We start from the raw sequence: 21,094 nt of genomic DNA, 5'->3' as shown, positions 1-21,094 counted from the left end.
CCGATTATGGTCAGTAAAACGGGAAAACCGCTCTTGCTGATGATCCTGGACGGGTGGGGCTGCAGCGAGGAAGAAAATGGAAATGCTATCTTAACGGCGCGGACGCCGAATTTTTGCCGTTTGTTGGAAACCTATCCTCATACCCAGCTTGACGCGTCGGGTTCGGCAGTGGGACTTCCGGAAGGTCAAATGGGAAATTCCGAAGTCGGTCACTTAAATATCGGCGCAGGACGAATCGTCTATCAAGAATTTACTCGAATATCTAAAGCCATCAGGGACGGTGAACTTTATAAGAATGATGTGCTGTTGAAGGCTATGGAACAAGCCCGGGACAGCGGAAGAGCTGTCCATTTTCTGGGGCTTCTGTCCGATGGCGGTGTCCATTCTCATGCCAGTCACTTGTATGCCCTTTTAGATATGGCCGTTCAAAATGGTGTGGGAAAAATCTTTGTTCATCCGGTTCTGGATGGAAGAGATGTTCTTCCTCAAAGTGCCAAAGTTTTTCTGACGCAGTTGGAATCAAAGCTGAAAGAATTGGGAAAAGGAAAGATAGCCACTGTCAGCGGACGGTATTATGTGATGGATCGCGACAAACGCTGGGATCGCGTAGAAAGAGCCTATAACGCGCTGGTACATGGACAAGGCCCCATGGCCTGTAACGCGATTGCTGCTGTAGAAAATTCATATGATAAAAAAATCATTGATGAATTCGTCGACCCAACGGTAATTATTGATGAAACAGGAAAGCCTATCAGTATGATTGAAGACGGCGACAGTGTGATATTTTTTAATTTCCGAGCTGACCGGGCGCGGGAAATTACCCGTGCGTTTATCCAGGAGGATTTTGACGGATTCGCCAGATCTAATCGTCCTAAAGTACAGTATGTGTGTCTAACTGAATATGATGCGACATTTGACTGTCCGGTTGCCTTTCCGCCACAGAATCTGGAAAACACGTTGGGTGAAGTTCTTGCTGAACATGATTTAAAGCAGCTGCGCATCGCGGAGACTGAAAAATATGCGCATGTGACCTTCTTCTTCAACGGCGGCATTGAAGAACCGGATAATGGGGAAGAACGGTGTCTGATTCCTTCACCATCGGTGGCGACATATAACCTACAACCTGAGATGAGTGCCTATACGGTCACAGATACCCTGCTGGTAAAAATGCAAAAAGAAAAATACGATGTGATTGTTTTGAATTTTGCCAATGCCGACATGGTAGGGCATACGGGTTATTTTAACGCAGCAGTCAAGGCGTTGGAGGCAGTCGATAACTGTGTCGGGAAGATCGTCGACGCGGTTCAGGCCGCAGCAGGAACAGTCCTGATCACGGCGGATCATGGCAATGCGGAAACAATGGTCGACGAAAAAATGAACTCTCCCTTTACCGCGCATACCACGAATAAAGTTCCGTTTATCCTGGTCAATGATGCTTATAAAGGGACTCGGCTCAGGGAAGACGGGCGACTCTGCGATATTGCGCCGACCATGCTCGACCTGCTTGATATAGAAATTCCAAAAGAAATGACGGGTATTTCTTTGTTAAACACTTGAAACACTATATAATGGTTATCATGGAGAACTTTCGGGCTGCTCTGAGCAGACTACATAAGTAATGAAAATTCCGACTAAACTATAATAAGGAGTGAAAAAACCGTGAGTTTTATTGATCAGGTAATTGCCAGAGAAATCCTCGATTCCAGAGGTTTCCCCACCGTAGAAGTCGATGTTATTTTAGAAGATGGAACCATGGGGCGTGCGGCTGTGCCATCCGGTGCCTCCACCGGAGCTTTTGAAGCATTAGAGCTGCGTGATGGTGATCAAGCGCGTTATAAAGGAAAAGGTGTGCTTACAGCGGTTGACAACGTCAATGATATCATTGGACCCGAGATGGAAGGACTGAATGTCTTCGACCAGCCGGGAATCGACCGGATATTGAATGAGATTGATGGCACGGAAACAAAAAGCAAACTGGGTGCGAATGCGATTTTGGGTGTATCTCTTGCCGCAGCCAGAGCGGCTTCCCTCTACATCGGACTGCCTTTCTATCAATATATAGGTGGTATCAATGCTAAAGAGCTGCCCGTACCGATGATGAACATCTTAAATGGCGGTAAACATGCCGACAATAACGTGGATATCCAGGAATTTATGATTATGCCGGTTGGTGCCTCCAGTTTTGTCGAAGCTATGCGGATGGGCGCTGAAATATACCATACGTTAAAGGCAGTGCTCAAAGCGAAAGGGTTGGTCACTGCTATCGGCGATGAAGGCGGGTTTGCTCCGAATCTTCGATCTAATGCGGAAGCACTTGAAGTTATTGTCGATGCCATTACAAAAGCCGGTTACAAACCCGGCGAAGAAGTGACCCTAGCTTTGGACGCCGCGGCTACGGAGATGTACAAGAACGGTCTCTATGTCATGGAAGGCGAAGGACTGACAAAAAATGCAGATGAAATGATCGCCTATTATGAAGATTTATGCAGTAAGTACCCGGTTGTATCCATCGAAGACGGTTTATCGGAAGAAGACTGGGAAGGCTGGGCTAAACTGACCCAGCGTCTCGGCAAGAAGATTCAACTTGTCGGCGATGATTTATTCGTAACGAATCCGACGCGGCTCAGTCGCGGAATCCAGGAAAAGTGCGGCAATTCTATTTTGATCAAGCTAAACCAGATTGGAACCCTGACTGAAACGTTGGATACGATCGAATTAGCCAAGAGAGCTGGCTATACCACGGTCATTTCGCATCGCTCCGGGGAAACGGAAGACGTCTCTCTAGCTCATATTGCCGTCGCCGTCAACGCCGGTCAACTGAAAACCGGTGCACCGGCACGGACAGACCGTCTGGTTAAATACAACGAGCTTCTCCGGATTGAGGAAGAGCTTGGATTAACCGCGATATACAAAGGTAAAGCCGTCTTGAAATAACCTTTCACCGGCTTAATAGGGATATTGACTGTAAGTTTTCTGCTGATGACGCAAATTTCTTGCGTCATCAGTGGTGCTGTGCTAAAATAGCAATGCTGACCAAAATCAGCAAAACCTACTATTTTATGCCGACAGGCAAAAGTAAGCGGCAACAGGCAAAGCCGGGTAGAATACGGGTATACGATACATCTTATCCATTCTATGGGGCAATACTTGTAGAATGATTAGAATCGTGTTTATGACTTTGAGGGAGGTGAAAGTATGACAATCGCTATTGTAATAGTATTAATAATCAGTTCTCTCGGGTTGATCGCCACCGTTCTTTTGCAGTCAGGAAAGAGTGCTGGTCTGTCCGGTTCGATTACCGGTGCAGGTGAGCAATTTTTTGGCAAAGCCGCAAAAGGAAAGGATGCCTTATTTGCCAAGTTTGGCGTCGCCTTTGCCGTATTGTTTTTATTAAGTTCTCTTGGGCTTACTATATTTATGAAATAATATTTTTTAGCATGGGTCCTTTGCCCGGGATCAGTTGTTGAACGCTTAAGTCAACACACCCGGCGGTGTGGTACACACTCCGCTTGGTTATTTTTTTAGGAGGTATATCAAAAATGGATTTCTCAACAATGCCCATATGGGGCGTAGTAGCTGGTATTATCGGGCTACTTATGGCAGTTATATTTGCCAAAAATGTACTTAAGGAAAACGCTGGAAACGATAAGATGAAAGAAATTTCCAGAGCTATCCAAGTTGGCGCGATGGCTTATCTTAACCGCCAATATAGAACACTCATACCTATCGCTCTTGTTATATTTATTGCTTTGTTCGTGTTAAAAGGCTATCCCGCAGCATTATCTTTCCTGGTCGGTGCTGTTTCTTCCGCTGTTGCAGGCTATGTTGGCATGGCAATTACAACCAGAGCTAATGCCCGCACCACGGAAGCTGCGCGCACTAGCTTGAATAAAGCGTTGGGAGTCTCCTTCCGTGCAGGGGCTGTTATGGGTTTAGCCGTTGCCGGACTGGGACTTCTCGGTGTTGCTGCTTTGTTCCTGATCTTCGGTGATTCTGAAACGATCAACTCCTTCGCCTTCGGCGCAAGCGCCATTGCGCTCTTTGCGCGTGTGGGAGGCGGTATATTTACGAAAGCAGCTGATGTTGGTGCCGACCTGGTCGGTAAAGTCGAAGCCGGTATCCCGGAAGACGATCCGCGTAACCCGGCCGTTATTGCTGATAACGTTGGTGACAATGTCGGCGACACTGCCGGTATGGGTGCAGACTTGTTCGAATCTTATGCTGCCACAGCTATTGCCGGTATGTTGATCGGTTATACGACCTTCGGTAGCCAACATGGTATTGGTGAAGCTATCTTTATTATCATTGGTGCTATTGGCATCATCGCTTCTATTATTTCCTGCTTCTTTGTACGCACAGGCGAAAACGCCAATCCACAGATGGCTTTGAACCTGGGGCTCTATGGTACGAATATCATTACGGCAATTGCTTCTTATATAGCAGTTCGTTTGCTCCTGCCTGCTTCTTACACAACTGCAGATGGGACCGTTCTGACTCCGAACGGCGTATTCATTGCAATTCTCTGCGGACTCGCCGTAAATATTATCATTGGAATTATCACTGAGTACTATACGTCCAACGAGAAAAAACCGGCGCAAGCCATTGCTGCAGCCTCTGAGACAGGCGCTGCAACCAACTTGATCACTGGTCTGGCTGTTGGGATGAAGAGTACGGCGCTTCCTGTTCTCACCATTTGCGCAGCGACTTGGGCTTCTTTCCATTTCGCAGGCGTATTTGGTATCGCTATGGCTGCTATGGCCATGCTCTCTACGGCAGGCATTATCGTAGCGATCGACTCCTTCGGACCGGTTGCCGACAATGCAGGCGGTATTGCTGAAATGGCAGAACTCGATCCTAGTGTGCGTAAAACGACTGACAGACTTGATGCCGTCGGTAATACGACAGCCGCTATTGCTAAAGGCTTTGCTATTGGTTCTGCAGCTATTACGGCGTTGGTTCTGTTCAATGCATTTGCTGATTTAGCTGACCTGGAAGCGATTGACATTCTTGTTCCGAAGACGATTATCGGCCTGTTCATCGGCGCTGCCGTACCGTTCCTGTTCTCATCCCTGGCGATGCAGGCTGTCGGTAAAGCCGCTTTTGATATGATTGCTGAAGTGCGTCGTCAGTTCAGAGAAATCCCTGGTCTGATGGAAGGTAAAGCAAAACCCGATTATGCCGCTTGTGTTGACATTTCAACCAAAGCTGCTATTCGTCAGATGATTGCTCCAGGACTCCTTGCCGTTCTTACTCCGATTGTCATCGGCTTCCTGCTTGGTAAAGATGCCATGGGCGGAATGCTCGCCGGTTGCACCTTCTCCGGCTTCCTGATGGCTATCTTCATGGCCAATGCCGGCGGTGCCTGGGACAATGCCAAGAAGTACATTGAATCCGGAAAACATGGCGGAAAAGGAACACCCGCACACGCCGCAGCTGTTATCGGCGATACCGTTGGTGATCCGTTCAAAGATACTGCCGGTCCATCTCTGAATGCTTTGATCAAAGTTATGGGAACGATTTCGCTGATTATCGCACCTTTCCTGCGGTAATAATGTGCAGATAAGTCAACGAACATCATCAGCATTTTAATATCGAGATATAATAGCGGAGGTGCCAAGAGGCATCTCCGTATATTTTTTTGCCTCCTGAGAGACGGTATCTCAAATTCGGAACCGGTTCCGAATTTGGAATATGTTCCAGTATATCTTAAAATATAAGTGACTTTCTGTTTCAGAAAGTTAGATTCACGTTCTGAATTACATGAGTGCAGCTATAGCGTCCGCCTTCGTTTAAAGATTTGCGCCAGCCAAGTTTTAATTCTTATTTCTGACAAATAAACGTTGCCTGGACTGGATACAACGCGTAATATAGTAAATGTAACTTATCCTAATTATCAGCAAATTTTAAATTAATCCATGGATAATTAACAATAAGCAAATCTCCATTGGTTTAAGTTGATGGTTAAGAAACGAGGTGAAATCAATTGGCTGAAGGAATAAAAGTGATAGCTGAAAATAGAAAAGCGCGGCACGATTACTTTGTGGAAGACACCTACGAAGCCGGAATTATCTTAACAGGCACCGAAATCAAATCGATTCGTGCCGGACGGGTCAATCTGAAGGATAGCTATGCCGAAGTCATCAAAGGCGAGGTTTGGCTGAACCAAATGCATATCAGTCCCTATGAACAGGGAAACCGCTTTAATCATGATCCGCTGCGAAAACGGAAGCTGCTCCTAAACCGAATGGAAATCATTCGAATTGGAGAAAAAGTAAAGCTGCAGGGCATGGCCCTCGTGCCATTGAAAATATATTTGAAACACGGAATGGCTAAAATTGAGTTGGGCCTGTGCAAAGGGAAGAAGACCTACGATAAGCGCGACGACTTAGCTGAAAGGGATGCCAAGAGGCAAATGGAGCGGGATCTGAGGGAACGGAGCAAATACTGATAATATGACGTGTATTGCGAGATAATAATAGGGAAAGACCTAACGCAGCAATCGATCTATCACATTTTCGCATGCGAAAGTATATTAAGAACTCTGCTATCGTGTATAACTGAGGATAAATGAGGGATGGACAATGGATAGCTATCTCAGGCAGAAGGCCGATAAACTCATTTCGGTTTATCAGCAGGTTTCAAAAGATTATCGCTGGAAAAACTCCAGCATGATGAACGATTTGATTGCGATAACCTATGTTATGAAAGACAGGACTTATTCTAAAGAAGAATTGGAAGCTGTCAATGACTATATTAAGAAAAATACAGGCACCTTTTCCTGCTATCGGCAGAAATCGGTCCTTTTTTCGGCGTTGCTTCTGCTTAACTTTCCTGATCCGGAGGCTAAGTTCGATACGCTTCTATCCTATGAGAATAAACTCAAAGAGGTTGGATTCCGCAGTTATAACTACCGCCCTCTCACTGCCTTTACGCTTTTGTTGAGCTGTGAACCGCGTAAATCGGAGATGAGAATGGCTAAAGCCTTTGATATATTTACAGAAATGAAGAAAAACCATCCCTGGCTGACATCGGGGGATGATTATCCGATTTCGATATTGCTGGCTGCTTCGGAAAAACCGGTAGAGAGCATTTTAACTCAAATTGAAGCACTGTACACCGAACTGCACGCCGTTGGCTTTTCGCGCGGAAACGGCCTTCAATATCTGTCCCATATCCTGAGTTTGAGCGAGGAAAACTATAAAACGAAAGCATCTCGCAGCCGTAAGATTTACGACTTTTTTGGACAAAATAAACTCAAGATCTATTCGAATAACTATGGTTCACTTGGACTTCTGACCCTGCTTGAGGATAGCAGTCAGCACGCTGTCCGCAGTGTACTACAACTAAGCGACTATCTCAGAGAAGACCGCAGCATCCGCTGGCTTGGGAAAGAAACTGTTTTTCTGACGTCGGCGTCGCTGGTCTCGTATACCATGCTCGAGCATATGAAAGAAAACAGAGATGCTGTAAGTATGAATACGTTTGTTACATTTGAAGCGTTGATCGCCGCGCAGGATGCGGCGATGCTTGGAGCGGCTTGCGCAGCCACGACGGCAGCGACGGGAAGTTAATCAAGCATCCGCCAGGCTGTTTTATCTGTTCGGACGTGGTTAAAAAAGGACTCCGCATCGATAAAAAGGTGATTGAATTGCCCCAGAGAAGAAGAGGGCAAAGTCAGCTCAAGATCATTGCCCATACTGTGAGTGCGGAAGCCTGAAAGTATGATATCCGTATTCGAGGGTTTCAGTACGCGGACTTTATTTCCTTTCACCATAAAGGTAAAGTGCGCAGACGTTTCGTTCTTAATAACGACAAGATTAAAGTGATATTCGCTCAGGGGGTCGATGGGTTTATCGGTTTGTAAGATGAGATGCAAATGACCTTCCTTGGAAATCTCAGCATGGACAGTGAGGAGATCAGCACCTTTATCCAAGTTCAAAACAATTTTATCCTGAGCCGGATCGCGGATTATTTCATTGACCGCATTGGGCGTGATTTCTGAATCCGCATGGAGCCCTCGGACCAGTGTTGTGTCAGCATATTGTCCAAAAAGTTCACTTCGTTTGGCAAAACAGGACATCTGGTAACCTAATGTTTTAAGCTGGGATGTATATTTCTTGAGAGTTTCCCTCTTCCAATTGGCTTCCGATGCTGTCAAAGTAAAAGTATACCATTGCGTGCCGGTTTCGAGTAATTTAGCCGGCGGCGTCAGCTCCCTGCTTGTTGTATGGCTTGCTTCAGGAGCAGGCCATAAGCCGCGGTGAACGAGATAAAGCCAGACATTGCGTGAATCATAATTCATGACCGTCAGGGTATATTTAACAAAGGCATTGGTTGCCCAATGATCCGGGTGCCGGTCATTCGGATGTGGCATGATGATATCTGTCGGCCGGTAATCCGTGATAATTTTAGTAAGATCATTGACGACACTTTGCCCGCAATAAAGCGTGCTGCGCTGAAAACTATTCGAATACGGGGATTGATCCATTAAGGTATGAGCACTTGTATTAGGTTTTGCCGTTTCCCAATTGGCAGACCATAAAGGGGCTAGTCCGCCGTCAGGATAGCCAAGAAAGATTACATTGACTTCGGATACACCTAACATTTTCAGCGCATTTAGCGACTCTTTTTGACGTTGATACCCAAAATCAATATAATCTTTCGATGTCAGCTTGACTTTAGGCAAATCAAGATGGGCAGCAACTGAATAGGCATCACCATTGGTCATAAGGATAACTTTCACTTGCCCGCCGTTGGCCAGTGTCTTCTTGATCAGCATACCTGCCCCTAATGTTTCATCGTCGGGATGCGGCGCGATAATCAGAAGACGGGAATCCGGCCCCGGAGTGTTCATTGGCTGCATCATCGCACTAACCGAATAATTGGCGACAACTTCACCGGATAGTGTCAAGATAAACGCCAGTCCGATCATGACAGTAACCATACTAAGAATCAGCCTTCGCTTGGAGTTTCTTTTCATAAAACCTCGCATAAAACGTCATGTGATTGATTATCATTATCAGACAGGTATATTATATAAGTCTAAACCTCAGAAGTCGATAGGATTTTTTGTTAAAAGTGTCAATAAGGCCATTCAAATACAGAGCATAGATAAAAGATTATCGTTAATGGATCGTTTAAATGAGTATTGAACGAGAGTTAAATAGATCATAATATATAAATCATGTTAGATAAATAAACTCATTTAAATCACGCTATTTAATTAATAATGGGCTTATAAAATCGAATATAACATGCGGTTAAATAGAAATAGATAATAAATTATAAGTTAAAATGGGGTAGATCATATGATAATGTAACGATTGATTGAAACTATATCTTTTGCGCTTATTTTCATCTGGTAATATTGCTAAATCTTTAAATTATATGTTGGCTATCGCATGTATTATCGACTTTGATTTTATATTAAATGAAAGTATTCAATATAAAAGTAATAAATGTATTGTTTTAGTTATAAAAATATGAAATAATTTAATGACCCACTAGAAAAAAATATTTCTTGTGATATAATGATATTAAGCCTAAACTTTCTCGGGGGCGTTTTAGACTCGCTCGGGGGAGCAATGGCAAAAGTGGCGTGTCGAGATACCGCTTGACCTCGTAAAACAGGCGGAAAAAAATAACTGACAAAACAAATTACGCTTTAGCAGCTTAAGCTGCTACATCCTGCCTTCTTAACCTGCGGGGAAGGGCCAGGGTGTCAAATTAGCAGGAAAACTTGTGCGGCCACCGTCTGAGGCTAAAACAAGGAATAATCAGACTGGCTTCAACGGAATCCCGCTTTCAGGAGTCCCGCGAAGCGAGAAATAAAATGAAAGATACACACGTAGAGGCTTTTGGTATTGTCTTTCGATACAGGGGTGCAAGTCCCCTCGCCTCCACCATAATTCGTCTGAAAACCCGCTAACCATGCGGGTTTGCGGTTTTTCAAAAACAGGAAATTCCTGTTTTTTTGTTTATCTGGGGAACAAAAATAACAAAAAAAGAGGGGATCACCCCCTCAACGCCGCCACTAACCGTTTGGTTCCTACCATATTGATGGCTCGTCGTAAATTGTAGGCAAGGAAACTAAGCCCCAGCTCGCCTGTGGTTTTTTCTATGCCCTTACATAACAGGTAATGTGCTCCATGGTACCACTTGACCGTACCAAAAGGATGCTCCGACAGACATAACCGTAATTTTTGCATTGGAATGTCATCGCGAATATGTAGAATCACTTTCTTTTTCGTATTGCGTTTGAGAAGCTTGAACGCATTGTAAGGGGTCTCCGACACCGGATACACCTGTAAAGGATGATGGGATGAGCCGTACATCAGAACAGGAATATATTTCGAATCCGGTCCAAATTGAACCACCTTGTAATTCTTTCCCGAGGTGCAGCGGTTGGTGCAAACCCGGCAAGCATGGCGGTTCTGGTAACGGGCATTGCCGCCTCTGTGAGTTCGTACCCGAGTTAAAACACAGCCCATAGGGCAGGTCACCGTATCGTTTTCATGGCGGATAAAACAACTGAGCTGGTCTTGTTCTTGGACTTCAATCTCCATGATGGTGTTTTCGTAACATTGAGGCAGAACGCCGGCTTTAAGACAGCGCTGAATGTCTTCGGGTTTGGTCGAATTTCGATCGTCTTCAGAGATGGTGGCTTCTTCATGCTCCAAAACCAACAGACGCTCATCCTTATCGGTTTTAAGCCCGACATGGGGAATAATCCCGTTCATCACGCATTGCCTGATCTCCTCTTTGTCGTCATACCCTTTATCTGCGGCGGCATGAATGGTTTCTACACCAAAGGTCTCCTTGGTATTCTGGGCAACTTTCGTCAGGTAGTTGTAATCGTTGCAGGAATTAGTCACTTCATATTCGGCGATCAGATGACTGGTTTGATCGACCGCCGTTTGCACGTTGTAGCAACAGGCATAACCGTCTTTGGTCCGCATCATTCGGGCTTCGGGATCCGTGGTTAAGAGCTGCGTTTCTTCGGATTCCTTTAATTCCTGTAAATAGGTTTCATACAGTTCCTGACGCTTTTTTAGTTCGGCCAATTTTTCTTTAATTTCGCCGGAAGCGTATTTTGCGGTTCCCGGATCATCCTGATCAGCTTGATCCAGAGCGTTAAGATAGTTGGTGATGTTTTCTTCGATACGCAAGAGTTTTTTCTTTAAAATTTCTTCATTATACATTTTCTTGCGACCGTTGACGGCTCTGAATTTGGAGCCGTCGATGGCAATAAGTTCCCGTTCATAGAGTTTAAGATCCAAGCATATTTTAACAAACGCTTTAAAGACGTGTTTGAGCGCTTTAGCATTGTCTTTGCGAAAGTCGGCGATGGTACGGAAATCGGGTGTGAGGCGGTTTAGAAGATAGAAGAGTTCGATATTGCGTCCGCATTCGGTCATCAGTTTCCGGCTGGAGCGGATACGGTTAAAGTAACCGTAGACGTAGAGTTTAAGGAGGGCTTTGGGATCATAGGGAGGCCTGCCGGTGGCAGCCGGGTGGGCATGGGTAATTCCGAGTTCAGAGAGGTTGAGGTGGTCGATAAAGGCATCAATAACACGCACCGGGTTATTTTCATCGATTAGTTCCTCCAGGGTTGAGGGGAAGAGTTGTTGCTGGCTTCGATCTTCGCCGGAGATGTATCCCATAGTGACCTCCAAATAAACGGAAATAAGGTGTTTATAGGAGTATTATAGCATAAAATGTAAAAAAATGGAATACATCTAAGGGGTTTTCGGACAGTCTGACCAAATGTAAACTCAAATATTAATACAATCTAAACTCCTTGATAGCAAGGAGTTTTCGTCTTTTTAGGGGTTAATTAAGCCGGAAACCGCATGTTTCCAGGCCTTATGCACACCCTTACGCGAAAATGTTTGCACCAGCCGGTGCATTTTTTGGAAGTAGCTCATGCTTTTAAATAACAGAAAAGAGATGGTATTAGGGGAGCGGACATCACATAACAGTAAGCTTGTTCGCAAAATCTGAGAAGATATGAAGGCAATAACCAGACTTCGAGAACACGCAAAGTGTTAACTGAAATTAGTCGCAAAGACCGCGCCGTCCTGGCGCGAATAAAGAGAGACATTATGTTCAAGAAGATAGTATCTTTCATTGGATTAACATTGATTCTTACTGTTTTACTCTTTCCGGTTGTAAATATAGTGTCAATTCAAATGGGGTATCACAAGGAACAAATGATGATAACGGGACGTTTGCTAAAAGATCCAGGAAATATACATGTATCAGTTTTGCCGGGGCCCGATGAATGTTTTTGCACCAAATAAGCTTAAACTGATAAAGCGTGTCACCTCATTGAGTGATGATTTTGAGAGCGATAATGAATGCTTCGGTTTGTCCGGATAATGATTGGTGATTGTAAGCTATATGCATGTTTTGGTTTGTAATAGCGATTCCGACGGGCTGCAGTAACCCAGAATTCCCGCGAGGATGACAGAAGCGGAATGTTCGGGGTGAATTCAAAACAAATAGATAAATTAATGTAACTAAAATGAAGGAATACTAACAATATATGTATAAATTTTATAATGCTAGATAAAAGCTTAAATAGAAATAAACGTACGAGGCAATTAATCAGTTAGAAAGGGTAGTTATGATAAAAAAAAAATCAAGCGCTAAGGTTGAGCTTAAGATATTAGAAATAGACCCAAGTCTTAAACCTTTCCGCAAGGACCTGGAGCTTAGGATAAATCATTATCATGAAGTGAAGCAAGTTCTCCTCGGCAATCGCATAAGTTTTCGTGATTTTGCGAACGGGCATCATTATTTTGGCTTTCATCAAAGGAATGAAGGCTGGTATTACCGTGAATGGGCACCGGCAGCAGAAGCTTTATTTCTTATTGGAGATTTTAACTCATGGAACCGGGTCTCACATCCCCTTTCGAAAAAGGAAAACGGGGTTTGGGAGATATTTCTACCCTATAAAAATGCTCTTTTGCACAAATCTCTTGTGAAAGTTCATATAAAAAGTAAGGGTAAGAAGCTGGATCGTATTCCATTATATATCAGAAGAGTAGTACAAAACCCTGAAAACAACGATTTTTGCGGGCAGATTTGGGAACCCGAAGAGCCCTTTAAGTGGACGGATTCAAAATTCAAGGTAGATAAGTCTAAAGCTCCATTTATTTATGAGAGTCATATCGGTATGGCCCAGGAAAAGGAAAGAATAGGTACTTATAAAGAGTTTGAGGATACTATTCTGCCAAGAATAAAGGATCTTGGTTACAATACCGTACAGATTATGGCTATTTTGGAACATCCTTATTATGCTTCTTTTGGTTACCATGTTTCTAACTATTTCGCGCCTTCTTCCAGGTTTGGTACACCAGACGATCTAAAATCATTGATTAATAAAGCTCATAATATGGGTATGGCCGTAATCTTGGATATTATACATTCTCATGCGGTCAAGAATGTAGCAGAGGGAATTAATGAATTTGACGGTACCGCCACCCAATTCTTCCATTCCGGGGCAAGGGGAACCCATTGTGCCTGGGATTCAAAATTGTTTAATTATGAAAAACATGAAGTTATACACTTTTTATTATCTAATATTAAATTTTGGATGGAAGAATACCATTTTGACGGGTTTAGGTTTGATGGTGTAACTTCGATGATCTACCATGACCATGCACTAGGAACAGTATTTGATAACTACAAAAAGTACTTCAGTGTCAATACGGATATTGAAGCTCTGACATATCTGCAGTTTGCCAACGATTTAATCCATGAGTTAAGGCCGGATGCACTTTCCATTGCGGAGGATATGAGCGGCATGCCGGGAATGTGTTTACCGGTTGAATTTGGAGGAATAGGCTTTGATTACAGGCTCGCTATGGGAATACCGGATTTTTGGGTAAATACCCTCAAGCTGGAAGATAAATACTGGGATATGGTGCGGCTATATTATGAGTTGTCAACTCGGCGCGATCTGGAAAAACGCATAGGGTATGTAGAATCACATGACCAGGCCTTGGTTGGTGAGAAGACCTTTATTTTCAGGATGGCTGACAAGGAAATGTACTGGCACATGAATAATGGAAGCCCGAATTTGTCGGTAGAACGGGCCATTGCCCTACATAAGATGGCTCGGTTGATCACTATCTCCATTGGTCCGGACGGTTATCTCAATTTCATGGGAAATGAGTTCGGTCATCCCGAGTGGATAGACTTTCCAAGAGAAGGAAACGGCTGGAGCTACAAATATTGCCGGAGACAATGGTCCCTGGCGGACAACAAAGATCTTCGTTACCACGGGCTGAATCTTTTTGACCGGGTACTCATTCATTTTATGTCAGAAGAGAATTTGATGGGGAATTTGATACATTACCCGTCCATAGATAATAATAGAAAAACTATAGCGTATAGGAAAAGTAAATATTTATTTATCTTTAATTTTCATCCTGAAAACTCTTACTCCGGCTTCGAGCTCCCTGTCACAGAAGATGGAAATTTTCAAGTAATCCTCGATACAGATGAACCTAGGTTCGGAGGGCAAGGTCGAATTTCCCATGATGTTATCTATAAAACCAATAAGCTCAATACTCATAAAAAGTTTGAGGGGATTACCATCTATTTGCCGTCCCGGACAGCAATGGTATTAGAAAAGATTTCTACCATTGGTGAAGATTAAATACCAAAAATATTCTTATATTTTTTTGTCCAAGCTAAATGTTTAGCCGTCAACAAATATTGTGGCGGTCTATTTTTTTTTCATACAAAACTTGTTATATTTCGAATTTATCTTACATCAAAAGACTTTGAGCAAGTGATAGAATAATGCATGCGTGTTAAGAAGTATACGAAGGTAGGAGTTACCGATGTTTAAGAGTCAAGCAATTTTCCAAAATGCATACAAAAAAAAGTTCTCAGAAATTGCAGGGAAAAAATACGAGGATGGAACAGCCTGGGAACAATATCAAACCCTAGTAATGTTAATTATGGAGCAAATTAAGCTTAATTGGAACCAGACAAATTGTAATAATGCCGTGAACAAGAAAAAACAAGTATATTACTTTTCAATGGAATTTTTAATAGGTAAGCTATTACCCTATTACTTGACCAACCTTGGAATAGGGGAAGTTGTCCAAAAAGGACTAAAAGTACTAGGAATCGATCTGGATATACTAATTGATCAAGAGAAAGATGCCGGTTTGGGCAACGGGGGACTTGGAAGATTAGCCGCTTGTTTTCTGGATTCCATGGCCTTTATGGGAATTCCCGGGCACGGTAATGGAATTCGCTATCAATTTGGATTATTTGAACAAAAGATTGTTAACGGTTTTCAGGTTGAAGCTCAGGAGGAATGGCTGAAGGAAGGTTATCCTTGGGAAATAAAAAAGCCTGAAAAATCGGTAATCATCAAATATTTCGGCAATGTAGACACAGTCAATAATAACGGAAAATTAACTTTTATCCATGAGAACTATGAATCAGTTCTCGCTGTTCCCTACGATGTTCCTATTGTTAGCTACGATAGCAATGAAAATATTAATACTCTAAGACTTTGGTGTGCTGAGCCGCCGGCAGATAGACAGGACTATGAACCTTCTTGTCACCAATCTGCCATCTCTCATGTCCTATATCCTGATGATTTTAGCCAGTCAGGTAAACAGCTAAGGCTCGAACAAGAATATTTTTTTGTTGCTGCCGGGCTATCGTCAATTATCCAGCATTTTAAGAAGCATAATAATTCTATTTTTGATTTGCCGAATAAGGTTGCTGTTCATATTAATGATACTCACCCGGCTCTTTGTGTTCCCGAATTAATGAGAATACTCATTGATGAGGAAGGAATTGACTGGGAAGATGCTTGGGATATTACGGTTAATACCATATCCTATACAAATCACACGATTATGCCGGAAGCTCTCGAAAAATGGCAGCTTCATCTGGTCCGCTATCTTCTTCCTAGGATTAGCATGATTATTGAGGAGATTGATAAAAGATTTAAGCAAGATATTAGTAGCAAAAACCTTGCAAATAGCGAATTGATGCGTAATACGGCGATCATTTGGGATGATGAAATCAGGATGGCAAATTTAGCAGTGATAGGCAGTCATTCTGTTAATGGTGTCTCAAAACTGCATTCGGAAATTTTAAAAAATAATGTTCAACCTGAGTTTAATACCATTTATCCACATAAATATAATAACAAGACTAACGGCATCAGCCATCGAAGATTTCTGATGGAAGCAAATCCCGGACTCGCGGAGCTTATTACACAAGCAATCGGTGAAGGCTGGAAAAAGAATTCCTTTGAACTTAATAATCTTGTTGCTTATAAAGAGGATTCAAGCTTTCTTACAAGGCTTTCAGAAGTAAAGTTCAGAAATAAATGCCGTTTGCAAGAATACCTCTTTAAGACTCAGGGAATTAAAATAAATCCCAACGCCATATTTGATGTCCAGGTTAAGCGTATTCATGCTTATAAGCGTCAGTTGTTAAATACATTAAAAATCATGGATATTTATAACTTAATAAAGGATCATTCGCATTTTACTGACGTACAACATGTATTTATTTTTGGTGGTAAAGCAGCACCTGGTTATCATTATGCCAAAACTATAATAAAACTAATTAATGCCCTTGCCCAAAAAATAAATAAAGACCAGGACCTGAATGATCAGCTTAAGGTTGTGTTTGTAGAAAACTTTAATGTTTCAATAGCCGAATTGATATACCCAGCAGCAGATATTAGCGAACAGATTTCAACAGCTAGTAGAGAAGCTTCGGGGACAGGTAATATGAAATTTATGTTCAATGGCGCAGTAACATTAGGGACTCCCGACGGAGCCAATGTTGAAATAAGAAACAAAGTGGGGGATGAAAATATAGAAATTTTTGGTTTAACATCTGATGAGGTGATTAATTACTATCGTTTAGGTGGTTATAATGCTTTAAATGAGTATGAAAATAATCCACGTCTCAAAATAGTTATTGATCAACTGGTAAATGGTTTTTTCCCGGATATAGAAAAAGAATATCAAATAATCTACAATTCTCTCTTAGAAGAAAATGACCAGTTTTTTGTATTAAAAGATTTTAACCCATATATCGAAGGATTTAATAAACTAAGCCTCCATTTTAAAAAAACAGAGAGCTGGCAAAAGACTTGCCTTACTAATATCGCAAAAGCAGGCTACTTTTCCAGTGATCGTAGTATAAAGGAGTACAATCAGGACATTTGGCGGGTTGATAATACAAGATAATATAATTGGCTAAAGTGAAAGGTGCAGAGAGTTAATGGTAAAAAAAGAATGTATTGCAATGTTATTAGCCGGGGGACAGGGAAATAGACTGGGAAGTCTGACTCGTAAAATAGCAAAACCGGCAGTATCCTTTGGGGGTAAGTACCGGATAATTGATTTTAGCTTAAGTAACTGCACAAATTCTGATATTGATATAGTAGGTGTCTTAACACAGTACAAACCTTTCTTATTAAATTCTTATATTGGGATGGGATCGGACTGGGATCTGGATTGTTCACAGGGAGGCGGCGTTCATATTCTACCTCCCTATGTTGGTGAGAAGGGAGGAAACTGGTATAAGGGTACGGCTAGTGCAATCTATCAAAACATGGATTTTATTGACTTTTATAATCCTGAGTATGTGTTGATAATTTCCGGAGATCACATTTACAAAATGAATTATGATTCAATGCTATCTTTTCATAAACAAAAAAAGGCTGACGTGACAATTTCTTGTATAAAAGTACCTTTGGAAGAAGCATCACGGTTTGGAATCATATCGGTAGATGAAGAATACAAAATATTAAAGTTTAGGGAAAAACCTCCGAATCCGGACAGTGATCTTGCTTCCATGGGAATATACATCTTTAATTGGTCAGTTTTAAAAAAGGCCTTGATTGAAGATGAAACTAATCGTGAATCAGACAACGATTTTGGGAAAAATGTGCTGCCAATGCTTCTTGAACAGAATAAAAGAATGTATGTATACGGTTTTCAAGGTTACTGGAAGGATGTTGGCACAATTGAAAGTTATTATCAAGCAAATATGGATCTTTTGAGTAATAATCCAAAACTAAATATATTCGATCGTAATTTTCCGATCTTTTCAAATAACGATATACTCCCTCCGCATTACATCGGGAGTATGGCAAAAATTACAAATTGTATTATCAGTAATGGATGTACCATTCTAGGGGAGGTAACAAATTCTATTATTCATTCGGGAGTATTTGTAGGTAAGGATACTAAAATAGAGGATTCTATTATTCTTCCTCATGCCAAGATATTAAATGGATCACGGCTACAAAAAGTTATTGTTAACGAGGGGGCCTATATAGACGCATATTGCTCCCTTGATATTAGGAATTCGGGCAATCTTCTGGAGGAGAGCATTGAAGTAATAGACAGTTATTGTGGAGGCGCGGATTCCGGTTGCGATGTGGAAAGAGATGTAAATCAAAATTCAATAGCTTAACTAAAATGGGATAAATGGAGTGCATGTTGATGAATAATCTTATCGGTTTAATATCATGTAATTATCAATTGGAACAGCTGTCTAATATGACGAAAAACAGGCCGATTGCTGCTATTCCTTTTGGGGGAAGGTACAATTTGTTGGATTTTGCTCTCTCGAGTATGGTAAATTCCGGATTAAAAACGGTAGGAATTATTACACCATATTTTTACCGACCAATATTAGATAACCTGGGTTCAGGGAGAGAGTGGTATCTAGACCGAAAAGCCGGGGGCCTTTTTATTCTTCCAGGATCTACTTATGGAATTTATTCCAGAAATAATAAATTTTCACTTAAAGATTTGGAGAAAAATATAGATTTTCTTATAAGGGATCGAGCTGAATATGTCATTCTGAGCGGTTGCAATGCAGTATTCAATATAGACTTTAAACCCATTTTTACAAGCCATCAGGAAAAGAAAGCGGATATTACCTTGGCTTATAAAGAGTTGCAACCAGAGTCGGAGGAAGACGAACAAGGCGTAATATTAAATACTGACCTATACGGAAATGTTATTAAATTAGAAAATCTTCATGATAAGGAACGAGTAAAATATTTTGCCGATGTTATTGTTATCTCAAAAAAGCTGCTTATAGATATTATTCATGGTCATAAGGGTTTCGAAGAGATAGATTTATTAAATGTCATTAACGACAATATTAAGTCGTTAAAAGTTGTAAGCTACCCCATTCATGGGTATTTTGGCAGAATTTACTCCAATAGAAGCTATTACGAGCGAAATATGGAACTGCTCACTCCGTCAATTCAAGAGGAACTGTTCCTAAGCGAGAACAAAATTCGTACAAGAATTAAAGATAATCCGCCTACAAAATACAGTTTTAAAGTAACAGTTAATGATTCTTTTATTTCCAGCGGATGTCAAATTGACGGAAAAATAACCCAGAGCTTCATATTTCGTGGAGTTAAAATTGAGCCCGGGTCAAGTATCAGCAACAGCATTATTATGCAAGAATGCTATATTGGAAAAGGGGTTGTTCTTCAAAATGTTATCTTAGATAAATCGGTTCACGTCACAGAAAAAACTGTGGTTATAGGAAAAAGCGGGTTACCGGTCTTTATTGACAAATCAAGAATCATATAAAAATCGGGGAGAAAGAAATGAATGTTTTATTTATTTCATCAGAGGCTTTTCCATTTAGCAAATCTGGAGGCTTAGGTGATGTTTGCGGGTCTCTGCCGGCCGCTATTAAGAAATTTGGAGCCGATGTAAGGGTAATTATCCCAAAATTCGCCTGTATTCAGGAAGAACTTCTTAGAGGTAATAAGTTTTTAACAACAATTACAATGTCACTTTCCTGGAGAAAAATTCAATTCTCACTCGAAGAAACCCAATATGAAGGAATTCATTATTATTTTATAGATAACCCCTATTATTTTGGTAAGGAAAGAATATATGGATATAGCGATGATGCTGAGTGTTTTAGTTTTTTCAGTAAAGCTGTACTTGAAGCTCTTCCTTTCCTTGGTTACAGGCCTGATATTTTACATTGTCATGACTGGCATACCGCATTAGTGCCATTATTTCTTAAAGAAAATTATCGGGAGGTCATGTACTATCAAGGGATAAAAACAATTTTAACTGTTCACAATCTTGGTTACCAGGGCATTGCACCTGTTAGCTATTTTGAAGATGTGTTGGGTTTTGCCGGAAGTACTGACGCCTGGGAACAATTGGAGTATCACGGAAGTCTAAATTTTTTAAAAGCCGGTCTCCTGGCTGCAGATCTTTTAAGTACTGTCAGTCCTACTTATGCCGAGGAAATTAAGAATCCTTTTTATGGGGAAAACCTTGATGAAATTTTAAGACATCGCCAGGCAGACCTTAATGGAATTCTAAATGGAATTGATACTGAAAAGTATGATCCCCGGAATGATCCTAACCTGTTCATCAATTCTAGCAGTTCAATTTTTTGGAAAACTGAAAATAAACTGGATCTTCAAAACATTTTAGGTCTATCTCATAATAGCGAAGTGCTTTTGGTTTCGATGGTATCGCGTCTGGTAAATCAAAAAGGAATTGATCTTTTAGCTTGTGTTCTAGAAGAAATGGTAAGCCTTAACTTGCAGATGGTCATTTTGGGAACTGGGGAAAAGCGGTATGAAGACATGTTTTCTTATTATGCTTTCCGATATCCGGAAAAGCTAAAAGCTATCCTCACATTTGATAATACGCTGGCCTCGAAAATCTATGGGGCATCGGATTTGCTTTTAATGCCTTCTCTATTTGAACCATGCGGTTTATCCCAGATGATTGCTATGCGCTATGGTACTCTTCCTGTTGTTAGGGAAACAGGCGGATTAAGAGATAGTGTCCTTCCTTTCAATGAATTTACAGGGGAAGGAAATGGTTTCAGCTTTGCTAACTATAATGCACACGAACTTCTCTTTACTGTTCAGAAGGCTACCAAGTTATTTTATGAGGAAAAAAACGTTTGGAAAAAATTGGTTGATAATGCATTCCGAAGCGATTTTAGCTGGGATAACTCGGCAGAGAAATATGTTCTATTGTATGAAAGTTGTCTGATTAACTAAAAAATGACTACAAAGAGGTGG

Annotated in this window: 13 protein-coding genes and 1 other RNA gene; 12 read left to right on the top strand and 2 right to left on the bottom strand. The window is 41.6% G+C overall.

Features of this window, described 5'->3' with window-relative positions; translation table 11 throughout:
* The first annotated feature begins 6 nt into the window (after positions 1 to 6).
* The 6 genes from gpmI (at position 7) to LPY66_RS20170 (ending at position 7,571) form a co-directional block, all read left to right on the top strand.
* A complete protein-coding gene (gene gpmI, locus LPY66_RS20195; protein WP_337986031.1) occupies positions 7 to 1,557 on the top strand; it encodes a 2,3-bisphosphoglycerate-independent phosphoglycerate mutase in 1,551 nt (516 codons plus the stop codon).
* Between the two features lie 102 nt (positions 1,558 to 1,659).
* Entirely contained in the window at positions 1,660 to 2,934 is a 1,275-nt protein-coding gene (gene eno, locus LPY66_RS20190; protein ID WP_337986030.1) for a phosphopyruvate hydratase, read from the top strand.
* Positions 2,935 to 3,195: 261 nt separating this feature from the next.
* Positions 3,196 to 3,426 carry a preprotein translocase subunit SecG gene (gene secG, locus LPY66_RS20185; protein WP_337986029.1) on the top strand — a complete coding sequence of 77 codons (231 nt, stop codon included), beginning with the start codon at positions 3,196 to 3,198 and terminating at the stop codon, positions 3,424 to 3,426.
* A 113-nt stretch (positions 3,427 to 3,539) separates the two neighbouring features.
* The gene (locus LPY66_RS20180) at positions 3,540 to 5,549 is read left to right on the top strand and encodes a sodium-translocating pyrophosphatase (RefSeq protein WP_337986028.1); all 2,010 of its coding nucleotides are present in this window, start codon (positions 3,540 to 3,542) and stop codon (positions 5,547 to 5,549) included.
* A gap of 434 nt (positions 5,550 to 5,983) precedes the next feature.
* Positions 5,984 to 6,448, top strand: coding sequence for an SsrA-binding protein SmpB (gene smpB / locus LPY66_RS20175; RefSeq protein WP_337986027.1), 465 nt, complete (start codon positions 5,984 to 5,986; stop codon positions 6,446 to 6,448).
* Positions 6,449 to 6,581: 133 nt separating this feature from the next.
* Positions 6,582 to 7,571, top strand: coding sequence for a DUF4003 domain-containing protein (locus LPY66_RS20170; protein ID WP_337986026.1), 990 nt, complete (start codon positions 6,582 to 6,584; stop codon positions 7,569 to 7,571).
* Here the strand turns inward: LPY66_RS20170 and LPY66_RS20165 are convergent.
* Positions 7,568 to 8,980 (bottom strand): PIG-L deacetylase family protein, encoded by a 1,413-nt coding sequence (locus tag LPY66_RS20165; protein ID WP_337986025.1) that lies wholly within the window; start codon positions 8,978 to 8,980, stop codon positions 7,568 to 7,570. The genes LPY66_RS20170 and LPY66_RS20165 overlap by 4 nt on opposite strands.
* Before the next feature lie 574 nt (positions 8,981 to 9,554).
* On the opposite strand from LPY66_RS20165, the gene ssrA reads away from it, so the two are divergent.
* Positions 9,555 to 9,905, top strand: a transfer-messenger RNA (tmRNA) gene (gene ssrA, locus LPY66_RS20160).
* Positions 9,906 to 10,013: 108 nt separating this feature from the next.
* Here ssrA and LPY66_RS20155 read toward each other — a convergent pair.
* On the bottom strand, positions 10,014 to 11,663 hold the full coding sequence (locus tag LPY66_RS20155; protein ID WP_337986024.1) for an IS1182 family transposase: 1,650 nt from the start codon (positions 11,661 to 11,663) through the stop codon (positions 10,014 to 10,016).
* Between the two features lie 965 nt (positions 11,664 to 12,628).
* On the opposite strand from LPY66_RS20155, the gene LPY66_RS20150 reads away from it, so the two are divergent.
* From LPY66_RS20150 to glgA, 5 genes are all read left to right on the top strand, one after another.
* Positions 12,629 to 14,668: an alpha-amylase family glycosyl hydrolase gene (locus LPY66_RS20150; RefSeq protein ID WP_337986023.1), complete on the top strand. Its 2,040-nt coding sequence runs from the start codon at positions 12,629 to 12,631 to the stop codon at positions 14,666 to 14,668.
* 187 nt (positions 14,669 to 14,855) lie between these two features.
* Complete coding sequence (locus LPY66_RS20145; RefSeq protein ID WP_337986022.1) at positions 14,856 to 17,246, top strand: glycogen/starch/alpha-glucan phosphorylase; 2,391 nt, start codon at positions 14,856 to 14,858, stop codon at positions 17,244 to 17,246.
* A gap of 34 nt (positions 17,247 to 17,280) precedes the next feature.
* A complete protein-coding gene (locus LPY66_RS20140; RefSeq protein ID WP_337986021.1) occupies positions 17,281 to 18,480 on the top strand; it encodes a glucose-1-phosphate adenylyltransferase in 1,200 nt (399 codons plus the stop codon).
* Positions 18,481 to 18,509: 29 nt separating this feature from the next.
* A complete protein-coding gene (gene glgD, locus LPY66_RS20135; RefSeq protein ID WP_337986020.1) occupies positions 18,510 to 19,622 on the top strand; it encodes a glucose-1-phosphate adenylyltransferase subunit GlgD in 1,113 nt (370 codons plus the stop codon).
* Between the two features lie 17 nt (positions 19,623 to 19,639).
* Positions 19,640 to 21,073 (top strand): glycogen synthase GlgA, encoded by a 1,434-nt coding sequence (gene glgA, locus LPY66_RS20130; RefSeq protein WP_337986019.1) that lies wholly within the window; start codon positions 19,640 to 19,642, stop codon positions 21,071 to 21,073.
* The last annotated feature ends 21 nt before the right edge of the window (positions 21,074 to 21,094 follow it).

The sequence above is a fragment of the Dehalobacter sp. DCM genome, assembly GCF_024972775.1.
Lineage (GTDB): Bacteria > Bacillota > Desulfitobacteriia > Desulfitobacteriales > Syntrophobotulaceae > Dehalobacter.
The sequence above is the reverse complement of the archived record's forward strand: the minus strand, read 5'-3'. Positions and strand labels throughout refer to the sequence as shown.